3 protein-coding genes are annotated in these 17,120 nt (G+C 35.9%); all 3 read right to left on the bottom strand.

Annotation, left to right across the window (positions count from 1 at the left end):
* Positions 1 to 32 precede the first annotated feature (32 nt).
* Positions 33 to 15,389, bottom strand: coding sequence for a hypothetical protein (locus tag MOV50_RS09220; protein ID WP_321777614.1), 15,357 nt, complete (start codon positions 15,387 to 15,389; stop codon positions 33 to 35).
* A 130-nt stretch (positions 15,390 to 15,519) separates the two neighbouring features.
* The gene (locus MOV50_RS09215; protein WP_321777613.1) at positions 15,520 to 16,563 is read right to left on the bottom strand and encodes a phosphagen kinase; all 1,044 of its coding nucleotides are present in this window, start codon (positions 16,561 to 16,563) and stop codon (positions 15,520 to 15,522) included.
* A 39-nt stretch (positions 16,564 to 16,602) separates the two neighbouring features.
* Positions 16,603 to 17,046: a CZB domain-containing protein gene (locus tag MOV50_RS09210; protein WP_321777612.1), complete on the bottom strand. Its 444-nt coding sequence runs from the start codon at positions 17,044 to 17,046 to the stop codon at positions 16,603 to 16,605.
* Positions 17,047 to 17,120 lie beyond the last annotated feature (74 nt).

Below are 17,120 nucleotides of genomic sequence, written 5' to 3'. Positions count from 1 at the left end.
CAAAATGTTGTTTTAGTTTTATTACAATCAGGTTACATACCTGTTGTATCTATTTGCTCATCTATTGTTAATGTTATGCTATCTGATGAACCATCAGCATTTGCGCGACTATACTCAAATACATTATCCGTTGTATCTCCTGTTTCAGTCCAACCAGCAGTATCTAAGTCTTCTATTTTATCGTCACTATCACCTATAATTTCTAAACTGTTTCCAGGTTCTGTCATATCCAAAATATCATCTAATGATAAGTTACTTATAGTGTGCGCTCCATTATCAGTCATATCAATTTTTTCTACATTAATAATACTTGCGATGTTAGTATCTGAGAAATCTAAATCAACACCATTTTCTAAAATGAGTGTATCAAGACCAGCCGCACCATCAACTGCAATATCATTGCCACCAAGAACTATCCTGTCATCATTTGCACTACCGATAAGAGTTTCTGCTTTATCAGTCCCACTTAGAGTAGTTCCAGTTTCGTAACTTACTTCTACTTTTGCTGTGTCACTACTACCTGGATTTGAAACTGTATATTCAAAAGCATTTGCATTGTTACTTAGAGTTACTTCATTATTTGCAAAAGTAACATTAGTTCCATCAACTGAATCAATACTGTTTGTTCCAGAGTCATTATGTGTTAATAGGCTTGCATCTATAACTAAGTCATCAGTTGTATTTGTAACTACATAATCACGATTAGCGTCTAACTCTGCCACATAATCAAGCGTAATTACTAAATCAACTGTTTTGGTATCTCCATCTCCATCTGTCGCTGTAACTGAGAATGTATCTTTTTCGCCGCTTATACTTTCGTTAGAGTTTATAGTATAAATATACTTCCCTGTTGAAAAGTTAATATCTAAAATACCACCATGCGTAGTTGTAATGCTTACTGTATCTCCACTTGTACTACTATATGTAACTCCATTGTAAACAACACTTGTAATCGAACCACCATCAGCACCAAGAACTATACCATCTGACCCATTTCCAATAAGAGCAGATGCATCTCCTTGAACAACTCCTTCAGAAACACTATCAAGTAGAGTTTGTTTTAAATCAAATGCATTTAAGACTTTGATAGCATAAGGTTCAGTGTTACCATCTGTACTAGAATATGCAACAGGCTCTAAACTACTTAGGCTAACACCATTTGTAATCCCTATACCATAAGATATATCTACACCATTGTCATCTAAAAAATTTTCCCAAGCAGCCTTACCAGTTAAACCACCGTAAACAACTGTATCATCTACTGCATGACCACTATTTGGCTCACCATCTGAGATAAAGTAAACTAAGGTTTTATCTGCAACTGGTTGAGTATGCCCATCGATGACACCATTTAAAGCCGAATCATATCTAGTTCCACCACCTGCATCTATACCATCAAGGTAAGTATTTGCAGAATTAACATCATCGTTGTACCAAGCAGATTCATTAACATCACTTGAAAAATCAACAAATTTGATATTTACATTACCTAAGTTATCATAAGAACCAAACATACTTTTTAGTGCATCTTTTGCAATATCCATACGAACTTGGTCTGCATCAAAATCAGAATTATCTGATTTATTACCATCAATATCCCAACCCATGCTTCCTGATCTATCTAAAACTATAATAAGGTTAGTTGTTAAAGAATCCCCTGATGTATCATGCAATGCTTCATTTATATTTGTTCCTATCGGTGCATCATCTACAATACTTACATTTAAAGTTGCTGTTGATTGTGTACCATCTCCATCATCAGTTCTATAAGTTATACTATCTACAATATTATCACCACTTGATGCATCTGTTAACTCATACTCGTAATCACCAGCTCTATGACTATTTGAATCTTTCGTATAAACTGTAATAGAACCATGCTCAGTATCTATTGTTAAAATGCCATTCCCTTGAGTACTATTATCACTATCAACACTACTAGATATTTCTGTTATTGAAGAGTTTGCACCTACTCCATTATCGTTATCAAGTAAATTTCCTGTGACTATCTCTGTTGGTGCGCCTGCATTTGTTCCATCAGATAATCCTGACTCATTAACAATTGCTGTGTCATTTACTGGAGTCAAGTCTTTGTCGTGATTAATAGTCAATATTGCACTACTACTGTCACCATCTGAATCAATAATAGTATAAGAAAATCCTTCTGAAACGCCATCTATAGGGTTGCTCTGCGTTGATTCGTAACTATAACTACCATCTTTGTTAATAATAAGCTCTCCATATGCTCCATTAATAGTAATAGTATTATTACCATTAAATAAATAAGTAGTTCCTCCATAAGTTATTGATGAAAGTTCTACTGAATCTTCTCCAAGTATATCAGCATTTAAACCACCATCACCTGTTATAACATTACCATGTGCTTCACCACCAAAACCAACACTGTCATTATCAGCTACTGCTGTTGGTTTAGTATCAGTAACTGTTACTTGAATAACTTTAGTTGTAGTAGCCACATCTCCGTTTGAAGACTCTGTGCTAGTTGAGACTACCTTTAATGTGTAAGTAGTTGTATCAGATACATTTGTAGTCATCAAGGTAAGAGTACTTTTATCCCAGTTTGTAATATCTACACTGGTTGTTGAAGCAGTTGCTGTAAACGAATTTGTATCATCTGATATAGTAAATCCAATAGGAATATCTGTTAACTCAACTTTCAGAGACTCTGAACCATCTACATCAGTAAGAACAGAAGCTATACTAAATGCTACAGAATCTTCTTCCTCTACAATTAACGGACTTGACACAGTTTCAGTTTTGTCATAGCTTATAGAGTGAATAAGATAATCATCCCCTGAATTAGGAGCACTAAATACAACCTTATCAAATTTTGCACCATTATCAGGTTTAAATGTAACAGGAGCATCTACACCATTACTACCACCTTTATGAGTAGCGGTACCAACTACTACACCATCTTTGTAAAATGTAATCCTAGCTGTTTCGCTACTATGCTTCCATGAAAAAGAAACATCAATAGACGATACATCTGTATCAAATTTTACAACAAGTGATTCTTCATGCCCTAACTCACTATCTGCACCAGAAGCTGAACCTTTAACACCAAATCCATCTTGTTGTTGGTTAATGCTTATAGTTGAGTCTGAACCATCTGCTTTTTTAGCACTAATCTCAAATCCGTTATTTGTAGTATTTACATTTCCCATTGTTATTAACTGATTAGTAGTTGTAGCACTCGTAATATCTAGTGTCGGAGCATCTGCCACGGCAGTAACATCAACTGTCATAACAGATACTGAATTACTCCATGTATCTCCATCATTTACACTAAAATTAAAGTTTGCATAATCACTCTGTTGTTCCCCAACACCTTGAGTAGAATAATCATCAGAACCTGAATCATTCTCATATGGTTTATATGTAAGTAACCCTATATTTGAGGCATCTATTTCTAAGCCAGGAGAACTAACAAGTATTCCATTATAGTAAAGGTCACCTAAAGTAGGTAAAGATTCTATTCTAATTATACTAATAGCATCACCATCTACATCATTGTGATTAAAATCAGATAACTTGTATGTATATGTTGTGTCTTCGTTTAAAGTAATATTACTGTCTTGAGCTTCTGGAGAACAATTTCTTGTAACACTATCAGAACTAGAAGTTGAAGTATTTCCAGCTTGGTCAGTAATTGTTGCACTTACATTTAGAGTTACACCTTCTGCAGGAGTTGTTACACTTGTTGTATAAACCTTTGCAGTTATCATTGCATCTGTAATTGTAACTGTAGTAGTTACTCCATCTATAGTTACATTTAGAGTATCACCTGCTAATGCTCCAGCTGGTAAAGCAATACTTATATCTGTATCACCTGAGATTTCTGAGTTAACTAAACTTCCATCATTGTTTGTATCTTCAGTGATTGTTACTGTTGGAGCTCCAGTTGCTGTTTGGTCTGCTCTTGTTGCTGAGTCACTTGAAGAAGTTGAAGTATTTCCAGCTTGGTCAGTAATTGTTGCACTTACATTTAGAGTTACACCTTCTGCAGGAGTTGTTACACTTGTTGTATAAACCTTTGCAGTTATCATTGCATCTGTAATTGTAACTGTAGTAGTTACTCCATCTATAGTTACATTTAGAGTATCACCTGCTAATGCTCCAGCTGGTAAAGCAATACTTATATCTGTATCACCTGAGATTTCTGAGTTAACTAAACTTCCATCATTGTTTGTATCTTCAGTGATTGTTACTGTTGGAGCTCCAGTTGCTGTTTGGTCTGCTCTTGTTGCTGAGTCACTTGAAGAAGTTGAAGTATTTCCAGCTTGGTCAGTAATTGTTGCACTTACATTTAGAGTTACACCTTCTGCAGGAGTTGTTACACTTGTTGTATAAACCTTTGCAGTTATCATTGCATCTGTAATTGTAACTGTAGTAGTTACTCCATCTATAGTTACATTTAGAGTATCACCTGCTAATGCTCCAGCTGGTAAAGCAATACTTATATCTGTATCACCTGAGATTTCTGAGTTAACTAAACTTCCATCATTGTTTGTATCTTCAGTGATTGTTACTGTTGGAGCTCCAGTTGCTGTTTGGTCTGCTCTTGTTGCTGAGTCACTTGAAGAAGTTGAAGTATTTCCAGCTTGGTCAGTAATTGTTGCACTTACATTTAGAGTTACACCTTCTGCAGGAGTTGTTACACTTGTTGTATAAACCTTTGCAGTTATCATTGCATCTGTAATTGTAACTGTAGTAGTTACTCCATCTATAGTTACATTTAGAGTATCACCTGCTAATGCTCCAGCTGGTAAAGCAATACTTATATCTGTATCACCTGAGATTTCTGAGTTAACTAAACTTCCATCATTGTTTGTATCTTCAGTGATTGTTACTGTTGGAGCTCCAGTTGCTGTTTGGTCTGCTCTTGTTGCTGAGTCACTTGAAGAAGTTGAAGTATTTCCAGCTTGGTCAGTAATTGTTGCACTTACATTTAGAGTTACACCTTCTGCAGGAGTTGTTACACTTGTTGTATAAACCTTTGCAGTTATCATTGCATCTGTAATTGTAACTGTAGTAGTTACTCCATCTATAGTTACATTTAGAGTATCACCTGCTAATGCTCCAGCTGGTAAAGCAATACTTATATCTGTATCACCTGAGATTTCTGAGTTAACTAAACTTCCATCATTGTTTGTATCTTCAGTGATTGTTACTGTTGGAGCTCCAGTTGCTGTTTGGTCTGCTCTTGTTGCTGAGTCACTTGAAGAAGTTGAAGTATTTCCAGCTTGGTCAGTAATTGTTGCACTTACATTTAGAGTTACACCTTCTGCAGGAGTTGTTACACTTGTTGTATAAACCTTTGCAGTTATCATTGCATCTGTAATTGTAACTGTAGTAGTTACTCCATCTATAGTTACATTTAGAGTATCACCTGCTAATGCTCCAGCTGGTAAAGCAATACTTATATCTGTATCACCTGAGATTTCTGAGTTAACTAAACTTCCATCATTGTTTGTATCTTCAGTGATTGTTACTGTTGGAGCTCCAGTTGCTGTTTGGTCTGCTCTTGTTGCTGAGTCACTTGAAGAAGTTGAAGTATTTCCAGCTTGGTCAGTAATTGTTGCACTTACATTTAGAGTTACACCTTCTGCAGGAGTTGTTACACTTGTTGTATAAACCTTTGCAGTTATCATTGCATCTGTAATTGTAACTGTAGTAGTTACTCCATCTATAGTTACATTTAGAGTATCACCTGCTAATGCTCCAGCTGGTAAAGCAATACTTATATCTGTATCACCTGAGATTTCTGAGTTAACTAAACTTCCATCATTGTTTGTATCTTCAGTGATTGTTACTGTTGGAGCTCCAGTTGCTGTTTGGTCTGCTCTTGTTGCTGAGTCACTTGAAGAAGTTGAAGTATTTCCAGCTTGGTCAGTAATTGTTGCACTTACATTTAGAGTTACACCTTCTGCAGGAGTTGTTACACTTGTTGTATAAACCTTTGCAGTTATCATTGCATCTGTAATTGTAACTGTAGTAGTTACTCCATCTATAGTTACATTTAGAGTATCACCTGCTAATGCTCCAGCTGGTAAAGCAATACTTATATCTGTATCACCTGAGATTTCTGAGTTAACTAAACTTCCATCATTGTTTGTATCTTCAGTGATTGTTACTGTTGGAGCTCCAGTTGCTGTTTGGTCTGCTCTTGTTGCTGAGTCACTTGAAGAAGTTGAAGTATTTCCAGCTTGGTCAGTAATTGTTGCACTTACATTTAGAGTTACACCTTCTGCAGGAGTTGTTACACTTGTTGTATAAACCTTTGCAGTTATCATTGCATCTGTAATTGTAACTGTAGTAGTTACTCCATCTATAGTTACATTTAGAGTATCACCTGCTAATGCTCCAGCTGGTAAAGCAATACTTATATCTGTATCACCTGAGATTTCTGAGTTAACTAAACTTCCATCATTGTTTGTATCTTCAGTGATTGTTACTGTTGGAGCTCCAGTTGCTGTTTGGTCTGCTCTTGTTGCTGAGTCACTTGAAGAAGTTGAAGTATTTCCAGCTTGGTCAGTAATTGTTGCACTTACATTTAGAGTTACACCTTCTGCAGGAGTTGTTACACTTGTTGTATAAACCTTTGCAGTTATCATTGCATCTGTAATTGTAACTGTAGTAGTTACTCCATCTATAGTTACATTTAGAGTATCACCTGCTAATGCTCCAGCTGGTAAAGCAATACTTATATCTGTATCACCTGAGATTTCTGAGTTAACTAAACTTCCATCATTGTTTGTATCTTCAGTGATTGTTACTGTTGGAGCTCCAGTTGCTGTTTGGTCTGCTCTTGTTGCTGAGTCACTTGAAGAAGTTGAAGTATTTCCAGCTTGGTCAGTAATTGTTGCACTTACATTTAGAGTTACACCTTCTGCAGGAGTTGTTACACTTGTTGTATAAACCTTTGCAGTTATCATTGCATCTGTAATTGTAACTGTAGTAGTTACTCCATCTATAGTTACATTTAGAGTATCACCTGCTAATGCTCCAGCTGGTAAAGCAATACTTATATCTGTATCACCTGAGATTTCTGAGTTAACTAAACTTCCATCATTGTTTGTATCTTCAGTGATTGTTACTGTTGGAGCTCCAGTTGCTGTTTGGTCTGCTCTTGTTGCTGAGTCACTTGAAGAAGTTGAAGTATTTCCAGCTTGGTCAGTAATTGTTGCACTTACATTTAGAGTTACACCTTCTGCAGGAGTTGTTACACTTGTTGTATAAACCTTTGCAGTTATCATTGCATCTGTAATTGTAACTGTAGTAGTTACTCCATCTATAGTTACATTTAGAGTATCACCTGCTAATGCTCCAGCTGGTAAAGCAATACTTATATCTGTATCACCTGAGATTTCTGAGTTAACTAAACTTCCATCATTGTTTGTATCTTCAGTGATTGTTACTGTTGGAGCTCCAGTTGCTGTTTGGTCTGCTCTTGTTGCTGAGTCACTTGAAGAAGTTGAAGTATTTCCAGCTTGGTCAGTAATTGTTGCACTTACATTTAGAGTTACACCTTCTGCAGGAGTTGTTACACTTGTTGTATAAACCTTTGCAGTTATCATTGCATCTGTAATTGTAACTGTAGTAGTTACTCCATCTATAGTTACATTTAGAGTATCACCTGCTAATGCTCCAGCTGGTAAAGCAATACTTATATCTGTATCACCTGAGATTTCTGAGTTAACTAAACTTCCATCATTGTTTGTATCTTCAGTGATTGTTACTGTTGGAGCTCCAGTTGCTGTTTGGTCTGCTCTTGTTGCTGAGTCACTTGAAGAAGTTGAAGTATTTCCAGCTTGGTCAGTAATTGTTGCACTTACATTTAGAGTTACACCTTCTGCAGGAGTTGTTACACTTGTTGTATAAACCTTTGCAGTTATCATTGCATCTGTAATTGTAACTGTAGTAGTTACTCCATCTATAGTTACATTTAGAGTATCACCTGCTAATGCTCCAGCTGGTAAAGCAATACTTATATCTGTATCACCTGAGATTTCTGAGTTAACTAAACTTCCATCATTGTTTGTATCTTCAGTGATTGTTACTGTTGGAGCTCCAGTTGCTGTTTGGTCTGCTCTTGTTGCTGAGTCACTTGAAGAAGTTGAAGTATTTCCAGCTTGGTCAGTAATTGTTGCACTTACATTTAGAGTTACACCTTCTGCAGGAGTTGTTACACTTGTTGTATAAACCTTTGCAGTTATCATTGCATCTGTAATTGTAACTGTAGTAGTTACTCCATCTATAGTTACATTTAGAGTATCACCTGCTAATGCTCCAGCTGGTAAAGCAATACTTATATCTGTATCACCTGAGATTTCTGAGTTAACTAAACTTCCATCATTGTTTGTATCTTCAGTGATTGTTACTGTTGGAGCTCCAGTTGCTGTTTGGTCTGCTCTTGTTGCTGAGTCACTTGAAGAAGTTGAAGTATTTCCAGCTTGGTCAGTAATTGTTGCACTTACATTTAGAGTTACACCTTCTGCAGGAGTTGTTACACTTGTTGTATAAACCTTTGCAGTTATCATTGCATCTGTAATTGTAACTGTAGTAGTTACTCCATCTATAGTTACATTTAGAGTATCACCTGCTAATGCTCCAGCTGGTAAAGCAATACTTATATCTGTATCACCTGAGATTTCTGAGTTAACTAAACTTCCATCATTGTTTGTATCTTCAGTGATTGTTACTGTTGGAGCTCCAGTTGCTGTTTGGTCTGCTCTTGTTGCTGAGTCACTTGAAGAAGTTGAAGTATTTCCAGCTTGGTCAGTAATTGTTGCACTTACATTTAGAGTTACACCTTCTGCAGGAGTTGTTACACTTGTTGTATAAACCTTTGCAGTTATCATTGCATCTGTAATTGTAACTGTAGTAGTTACTCCATCTATAGTTACATTTAGAGTATCACCTGCTAATGCTCCAGCTGGTAAAGCAATACTTATATCTGTATCACCTGAGATTTCTGAGTTAACTAAACTTCCATCATTGTTTGTATCTTCAGTGATTGTTACTGTTGGAGCTCCAGTTGCTGTTTGGTCTGCTCTTGTTGCTGAGTCACTTGAAGAAGTTGAAGTATTTCCAGCTTGGTCAGTAATTGTTGCACTTACATTTAGAGTTACACCTTCTGCAGGAGTTGTTACACTTGTTGTATAAACCTTTGCAGTTATCATTGCATCTGTAATTGTAACTGTAGTAGTTACTCCATCTATAGTTACATTTAGAGTATCACCTGCTAATGCTCCAGCTGGTAAAGCAATACTTATATCTGTATCACCTGAGATTTCTGAGTTAACTAAACTTCCATCATTGTTTGTATCTTCAGTGATTGTTACTGTTGGAGCTCCAGTTGCTGTTTGGTCTGCTCTTGTTGCTGAGTCACTTGAAGAAGTTGAAGTATTTCCAGCTTGGTCAGTAATTGTTGCACTTACATTTAGAGTTACACCTTCTGCAGGAGTTGTTACACTTGTTGTATAAACCTTTGCAGTTATCATTGCATCTGTAATTGTAACTGTAGTAGTTACTCCATCTATAGTTACATTTAGAGTATCACCTGCTAATGCTCCAGCTGGTAAAGCAATACTTATATCTGTATCACCTGAGATTTCTGAGTTAACTAAACTTCCATCATTGTTTGTATCTTCAGTGATTGTTACTGTTGGAGCTCCAGTTGCTGTTTGGTCTGCTCTTGTTGCTGAGTCACTTGAAGAAGTTGAAGTATTTCCAGCTTGGTCAGTAATTGTTGCACTTACATTTAGAGTTACACCTTCTGCAGGAGTTGTTACACTTGTTGTATAAACCTTTGCAGTTATCATTGCATCTGTAATTGTAACTGTAGTAGTTACTCCATCTATAGTTACATTTAGAGTATCACCTGCTAATGCTCCAGCTGGTAAAGCAATACTTATATCTGTATCACCTGAGATTTCTGAGTTAACTAAACTTCCATCATTGTTTGTATCTTCAGTGATTGTTACTGTTGGAGCTCCAGTTGCTGTTTGGTCTGCTCTTGTTGCTGAGTCACTTGAAGAAGTTGAAGTATTTCCAGCTTGGTCAGTAATTGTTGCACTTACATTTAGAGTTACACCTTCTGCAGGAGTTGTTACACTTGTTGTATAAACCTTTGCAGTTATCATTGCATCTGTAATTGTAACTGTAGTAGTTACTCCATCTATAGTTACATTTAGAGTATCACCTGCTAATGCTCCAGCTGGTAAAGCAATACTTATATCTGTATCACCTGAGATTTCTGAGTTAACTAAACTTCCATCATTGTTTGTATCTTCAGTGATTGTTACTGTTGGAGCTCCAGTTGCTGTTTGGTCTGCTCTTGTTGCTGAGTCACTTGAAGAAGTTGAAGTATTTCCAGCTTGGTCAGTAATTGTTGCACTTACATTTAGAGTTACACCTTCTGCAGGAGTTGTTACACTTGTTGTATAAACCTTTGCAGTTATCATTGCATCTGTAATTGTAACTGTAGTAGTTACTCCATCTATAGTTACATTTAGAGTATCACCTGCTAATGCTCCAGCTGGTAAAGCAATACTTATATCTGTATCACCTGAGATTTCTGAGTTAACTAAACTTCCATCATTGTTTGTATCTTCAGTGATTGTTACTGTTGGAGCTCCAGTTGCTGTTTGGTCTGCTCTTGTTGCTGAGTCACTTGAAGAAGTTGAAGTATTTCCAGCTTGGTCAGTAATTGTTGCACTTACATTTAGAGTTACACCTTCTGCAGGAGTTGTTACACTTGTTGTATAAACCTTTGCAGTTATCATTGCATCTGTAATTGTAACTGTAGTAGTTACTCCATCTATAGTTACATTTAGAGTATCACCTGCTAATGCTCCAGCTGGTAAAGCAATACTTATATCTGTATCACCTGAGATTTCTGAGTTAACTAAACTTCCATCATTGTTTGTATCTTCAGTGATTGTTACTGTTGGAGCTCCAGTTGCTGTTTGGTCTGCTCTTGTTGCTGAGTCACTTGAAGAAGTTGAAGTATTTCCAGCTTGGTCAGTAATTGTTGCACTTACATTTAGAGTTACACCTTCTGCAGGAGTTGTTACACTTGTTGTATAAACCTTTGCAGTTATCATTGCATCTGTAATTGTAACTGTAGTAGTTACTCCATCTATAGTTACATTTAGAGTATCACCTGCTAATGCTCCAGCTGGTAAAGCAATACTTATATCTGTATCACCTGAGATTTCTGAGTTAACTAAACTTCCATCATTGTTTGTATCTTCAGTGATTGTTACTGTTGGAGCTCCAGTTGCTGTTTGGTCTGCTCTTGTTGCTGAGTCACTTGAAGAAGTTGAAGTATTTCCAGCTTGGTCAGTAATTGTTGCACTTACATTTAGAGTTACACCTTCTGCAGGAGTTGTTACACTTGTTGTATAAACCTTTGCAGTTATCATTGCATCTGTAATTGTAACTGTAGTAGTTACTCCATCTATAGTTACATTTAGAGTATCACCTGCTAATGCTCCAGCTGGTAAAGCAATACTTATATCTGTATCACCTGAGATTTCTGAGTTAACTAAACTTCCATCATTGTTTGTATCTTCAGTGATTGTTACTGTTGGAGCTCCAGTTGCTGTTTGGTCTGCTCTTGTTGCTGAGTCACTTGAAGAAGTTGAAGTATTTCCAGCTTGGTCAGTAATTGTTGCACTTACATTTAGAGTTACACCTTCTGCAGGAGTTGTTACACTTGTTGTATAAACCTTTGCAGTTATCATTGCATCTGTAATTGTAACTGTAGTAGTTACTCCATCTATAGTTACATTTAGAGTATCACCTGCTAATGCTCCAGCTGGTAAAGCAATACTTATATCTGTATCACCTGAGATTTCTGAGTTAACTAAACTTCCATCATTGTTTGTATCTTCAGTGATTGTTACTGTTGGAGCTCCAGTTGCTGTTTGGTCTGCTCTTGTTGCTGAGTCACTTGAAGAAGTTGAAGTATTTCCAGCTTGGTCAGTAATTGTTGCACTTACATTTAGAGTTACACCTTCTGCAGGAGTTGTTACACTTGTTGTATAAACCTTTGCAGTTATCATTGCATCTGTAATTGTAACTGTAGTAGTTACTCCATCTATAGTTACATTTAGAGTATCACCTGCTAATGCTCCAGCTGGTAAAGCAATACTTATATCTGTATCACCTGAGATTTCTGAGTTAACTAAACTTCCATCATTGTTTGTATCTTCAGTGATTGTTACTGTTGGAGCTCCAGTTGCTGTTTGGTCTGCTCTTGTTGCTGAGTCACTTGAAGAAGTTGAAGTATTTCCAGCTTGGTCAGTAATTGTTGCACTTACATTTAGAGTTACACCTTCTGCAGGAGTTGTTACACTTGTTGTATAAACCTTTGCAGTTATCATTGCATCTGTAATTGTAACTGTAGTAGTTACTCCATCTATAGTTACATTTAGAGTATCACCTGCTAATGCTCCAGCTGGTAAAGCAATACTTATATCTGTATCACCTGAGATTTCTGAGTTAACTAAACTTCCATCATTGTTTGTATCTTCAGTGATTGTTACTGTTGGAGCTCCAGTTGCTGTTTGGTCTGCTCTTGTTGCTGAGTCACTTGAAGAAGTTGAAGTATTTCCAGCTTGGTCAGTAATTGTTGCACTTACATTTAGAGTTACACCTTCTGCAGGAGTTGTTACACTTGTTGTATAAACCTTTGCAGTTATCATTGCATCTGTAATTGTAACTGTAGTAGTTACTCCATCTATAGTTACATTTAGAGTATCACCTGCTAATGCTCCAGCTGGTAAAGCAATACTTATATCTGTATCACCTGAGATTTCTGAGTTAACTAAACTTCCATCATTGTTTGTATCTTCAGTGATTGTTACTGTTGGAGCTCCAGTTGCTGTTTGGTCTGCTCTTGTTGCTGAGTCACTTGAAGAAGTTGAAGTATTTCCAGCTTGGTCAGTAATTGTTGCACTTACATTTAGAGTTACACCTTCTGCAGGAGTTGTTACACTTGTTGTATAAACCTTTGCAGTTATCATTGCATCTGTAATTGTAACTGTAGTAGTTACTCCATCTATAGTTACATTTAGAGTATCACCTGCTAATGCTCCAGCTGGTAAAGCAATACTTATATCTGTATCACCTGAGATTTCTGAGTTAACTAAACTTCCATCATTGTTTGTATCTTCAGTGATTGTTACTGTTGGAGCTCCAGTTGCTGTTTGGTCTGCTCTTGTTGCTGAGTCACTTGAAGAAGTTGAAGTATTTCCAGCTTGGTCAGTAATTGTTGCACTTACATTTAGAGTTACACCTTCTGCAGGAGTTGTTACACTTGTTGTATAAACCTTTGCAGTTATCATTGCATCTGTAATTGTAACTGTAGTAGTTACTCCATCTATAGTTACATTTAGAGTATCACCTGCTAATGCTCCAGCTGGTAAAGCAATACTTATATCTGTATCACCTGAGATTTCTGAGTTAACTAAACTTCCATCATTGTTTGTATCTTCAGTGATTGTTACTGTTGGAGCTCCAGTTGCTGTTTGGTCTGCTCTTGTTGCTGAGTCACTTGAAGAAGTTGAAGTATTTCCAGCTTGGTCAGTAATTGTTGCACTTACATTTAGAGTTACACCTTCTGCAGGAGTTGTTACACTTGTTGTATAAACCTTTGCAGTTATCATTGCATCTGTAATTGTAACTGTAGTAGTTACTCCATCTATAGTTACATTTAGAGTATCACCTGCTAATGCTCCAGCTGGTAAAGCAATACTTATATCTGTATCACCTGAGATTTCTGAGTTAACTAAACTTCCATCATTGTTTGTATCTTCAGTGATTGTTACTGTTGGAGCTCCAGTTGCTGTTTGGTCTGCTCTTGTTGCTGAGTCACTTGAAGAAGTTGAAGTATTTCCAGCTTGGTCAGTAATTGTTGCACTTACATTTAGAGTTACACCTTCTGCAGGAGTTGTTACACTTGTTGTATAAACCTTTGCAGTTATCATTGCATCTGTAATTGTAACTGTAGTAGTTACTCCATCTATAGTTACATTTAGAGTATCACCTGCTAATGCTCCAGCTGGTAAAGCAATACTTATATCTGTATCACCTGAGATTTCTGAGTTAACTAAACTTCCATCATTGTTTGTATCTTCAGTGATTGTTACTGTTGGAGCTCCAGTTGCTGTTTGGTCTGCTCTTGTTGCTGAGTCACTTGAAGAAGTTGAAGTATTTCCAGCTTGGTCAGTAATTGTTGCACTTACATTTAGAGTTACACCTTCTGCAGGAGTTGTTACACTTGTTGTATAAACCTTTGCAGTTATCATTGCATCTGTAATTGTAACTGTAGTAGTTACTCCATCTATAGTTACATTTAGAGTATCACCTGCTAATGCTCCAGCTGGTAAAGCAATACTTATATCTGTATCACCTGAGATTTCTGAGTTAACTAAACTTCCATCATTGTTTGTATCTTCAGTGATTGTTACTGTTGGAGCTCCAGTTGCTGTTTGGTCTGCTCTTGTTGCTGAGTCACTTGAAGAAGTTGAAGTATTTCCAGCTTGGTCAGTAATTGTTGCACTTACATTTAGAGTTACACCTTCTGCAGGAGTTGTTACACTTGTTGTATAAACCTTTGCAGTTATCATTGCATCTGTAATTGTAACTGTAGTAGTTACTCCATCTATAGTTACATTTAGAGTATCACCTGCTAATGCTCCAGCTGGTAAAGCAATACTTATATCTGTATCACCTGAGATTTCTGAGTTAACTAAACTTCCATCATTGTTTGTATCTTCAGTGATTGTTACTGTTGGAGCTCCAGTTGCTGTTGTATCTACTACTTTACCATCTTCTTCTTGCTCTACAATTAGTTTTCTTTCAACTTCTTGTGGTTTTTCATCTAACTCAAATTTATTACTTCTAAGTTTTGTAGTTACATCTGTTTGTATAGCATCTCTATCTACAAACTGCCCTTCTCCACCTTCATTTTGTTTTGCTTGTTCTTCACCAGCTGCTGTTTCATCCAAGATACCTAAATCTTCTTCTTTTGTATCTGTCTTATCTTCTTGAGCATACAATTCTTTTATCAGTGCTTTTTCTATGCTTTCTTTAGATAAACCACTTTCATGGCTTGGTTCATCATTTAAAGAACTATCAAAAGCTTGTTCTTGAGTTCCAGTTAAAACAATTTCATTAGCACCATCATTCATAACAAATTTAATATTTGCAGATGCAGGATTATTTTTATCTCCAAAAACAGTCATATCTTTAGAAATTGTATCGCCATTCTTCAGCTCTACTACATTTCCATCTTGATCTTTTGCAAAAAATTTACCTTCTAAACTGCTTACTATTGCTACATCTGTTGCCATGATATCTCTCCAAAAATAATTTAATATTGTAATAATAGGAGAATAAATAAATTATTACTATTGTCCATAGGGACAATACACTTCTATTTCTTTAGCTTTAATTAAAATATAATAATTTAATTCATAAAATCTAAGACAACTCTTTTTCTCTTTTTATCAGCGCGACTACACCATCATACATATCTTGTACACATTCAACCTCGCTAACACCTAATCTTCTTTTATTTGATATATCATAAACACCACCTTCACTCTGGGAATGCTCACCATGAATACCTCTTATTTGAACATGATATTTATCTGCAATAGTTTTAAATTCATCCATTTTATCTCCCAAATTTGGAAGCTTAATATGAACACTAGCTCTCATTGCAGTTCCAAGATTTGTTGGACAACTGGTGATATAACCTAAGTGGTCGTTATAAGCAAATTCAAATTTTTCAGACAAGGCATCTATAGCAGTTACAAGTCTGACAAATACCTCTTTTATATTTCCACCTTGTTGCATTGAGATAATACGAAGTTCATCTTCTTCATTTATCCAGACTAAAAATGTTTTTTCATTGTTGTGAAAAATGCCTCTTCCATTTGGCCAGTTTCTATTTAAGCCTGCCGTTTCAAGAAACCTATCTCCTGCTTTAAATAAAAAGTGATCTTGAATCAGTGATTTGCTATCCTCTTCACTCATATTATTTAAAGGATAGTATTTACCCCCTAAACTATTATCAAAACCACTTAAAACTTCAGATACATCTTTTTCTATTGCATCTCTTTGTTCATTACTTATGGCAGGTCCAAGAGGTATGTTTTTTATATTTCTACCAACACGGATTCTTGTAGATAATATATATTCATCAGTTGGATCTGCATTTGGAGCATTTAAATCATCTGGATTTAAGTTACTTTGATGTTTATCTTCTTTCTTAAATCCATGATATTCTTCTATAATAGGATCAAATAGTGCCGCAAATACTTCATAAGATTCCTCATCTCCAACATAAGCACCAATCCCACTATCAGGGTTTTGTACACCTGAGTTAATTGCTTGAATCAATGTAAAACCATTAGATGTTACTTTATCTTTTAACTCTTCGAAGACTTCTTTGCTTAGGTATTTTGCTAACAGTGACTTTGAGCCTTCTAAAGATTTTGGATATTCTTGTAAGTCTTGCATTTTTTCCTTTTATCTTCAGAGGCCTTGTAATATCTGATTTTAATGAAATTTAGACTCCGGCAAAGCACTAATTCTTCGTTCAGAAGAGCCTAAAACTTTTAAAAGTTTTTGTGTAGTTTCTTCAAGTTCTGAGTAGTAAAGCTTCGCCTTATCTAACTCCATCTCGCTAACATTAGAAGAGCCAATTATTTTCGAGAAAAAACTTTTTTTCTCTTCCTTAAAAAATATATTAAATAATTTAAAATACTCATTATGCCATTTGGCATGTAATTCTTCCATCTTATCATAGAACAGTGAGCCTAAAATATTTCGCAAATGATTTTCATCATCATATAGCCACATACCAAAAGCACATTTGGTCTTCGCAACTGCGGTTGGATCATCTACTTTATCCCCGTCTATTGCTGTTTTAATTTTACTCATTTGAGCTTCATGAGATCTTCTTGCATTTTGTATTGATTCTAATGTTTTTATTTTATCCATTTATTAATACTTTAATCAAATTTGTCACATTATGACATAAACTTAATAAAAATAGTATATAATTGTTTTAATAT

It is taken from the genome of Sulfurimonas sp. (assembly GCF_029027585.1).
Classification (GTDB): Bacteria; Campylobacterota; Campylobacteria; order Campylobacterales; family Sulfurimonadaceae; genus Sulfurimonas.
The sequence above is the reverse complement of the archived record's forward strand: the minus strand, read 5'-3'. Positions and strand labels throughout refer to the sequence as shown.

What these genes read in the sequence shown, in the direction of transcription:
- MOV50_RS09220 (WP_321777614.1), bottom strand. Translation starts at nt 15,389, where the DNA reads ATGGCAACAGATGTAGCAATAGTAAGCAGTTTAGAAGGTAAATTTTTT.
- MOV50_RS09215 (WP_321777613.1), bottom strand. Translation starts at nt 16,563, where the DNA reads ATGCAAGACTTACAAGAATATCCAAAATCTTTAGAAGGCTCAAAGTCA.
- MOV50_RS09210 (WP_321777612.1), bottom strand. Translation starts at nt 17,046, where the DNA reads ATGGATAAAATAAAAACATTAGAATCAATACAAAATGCAAGAAGATCT.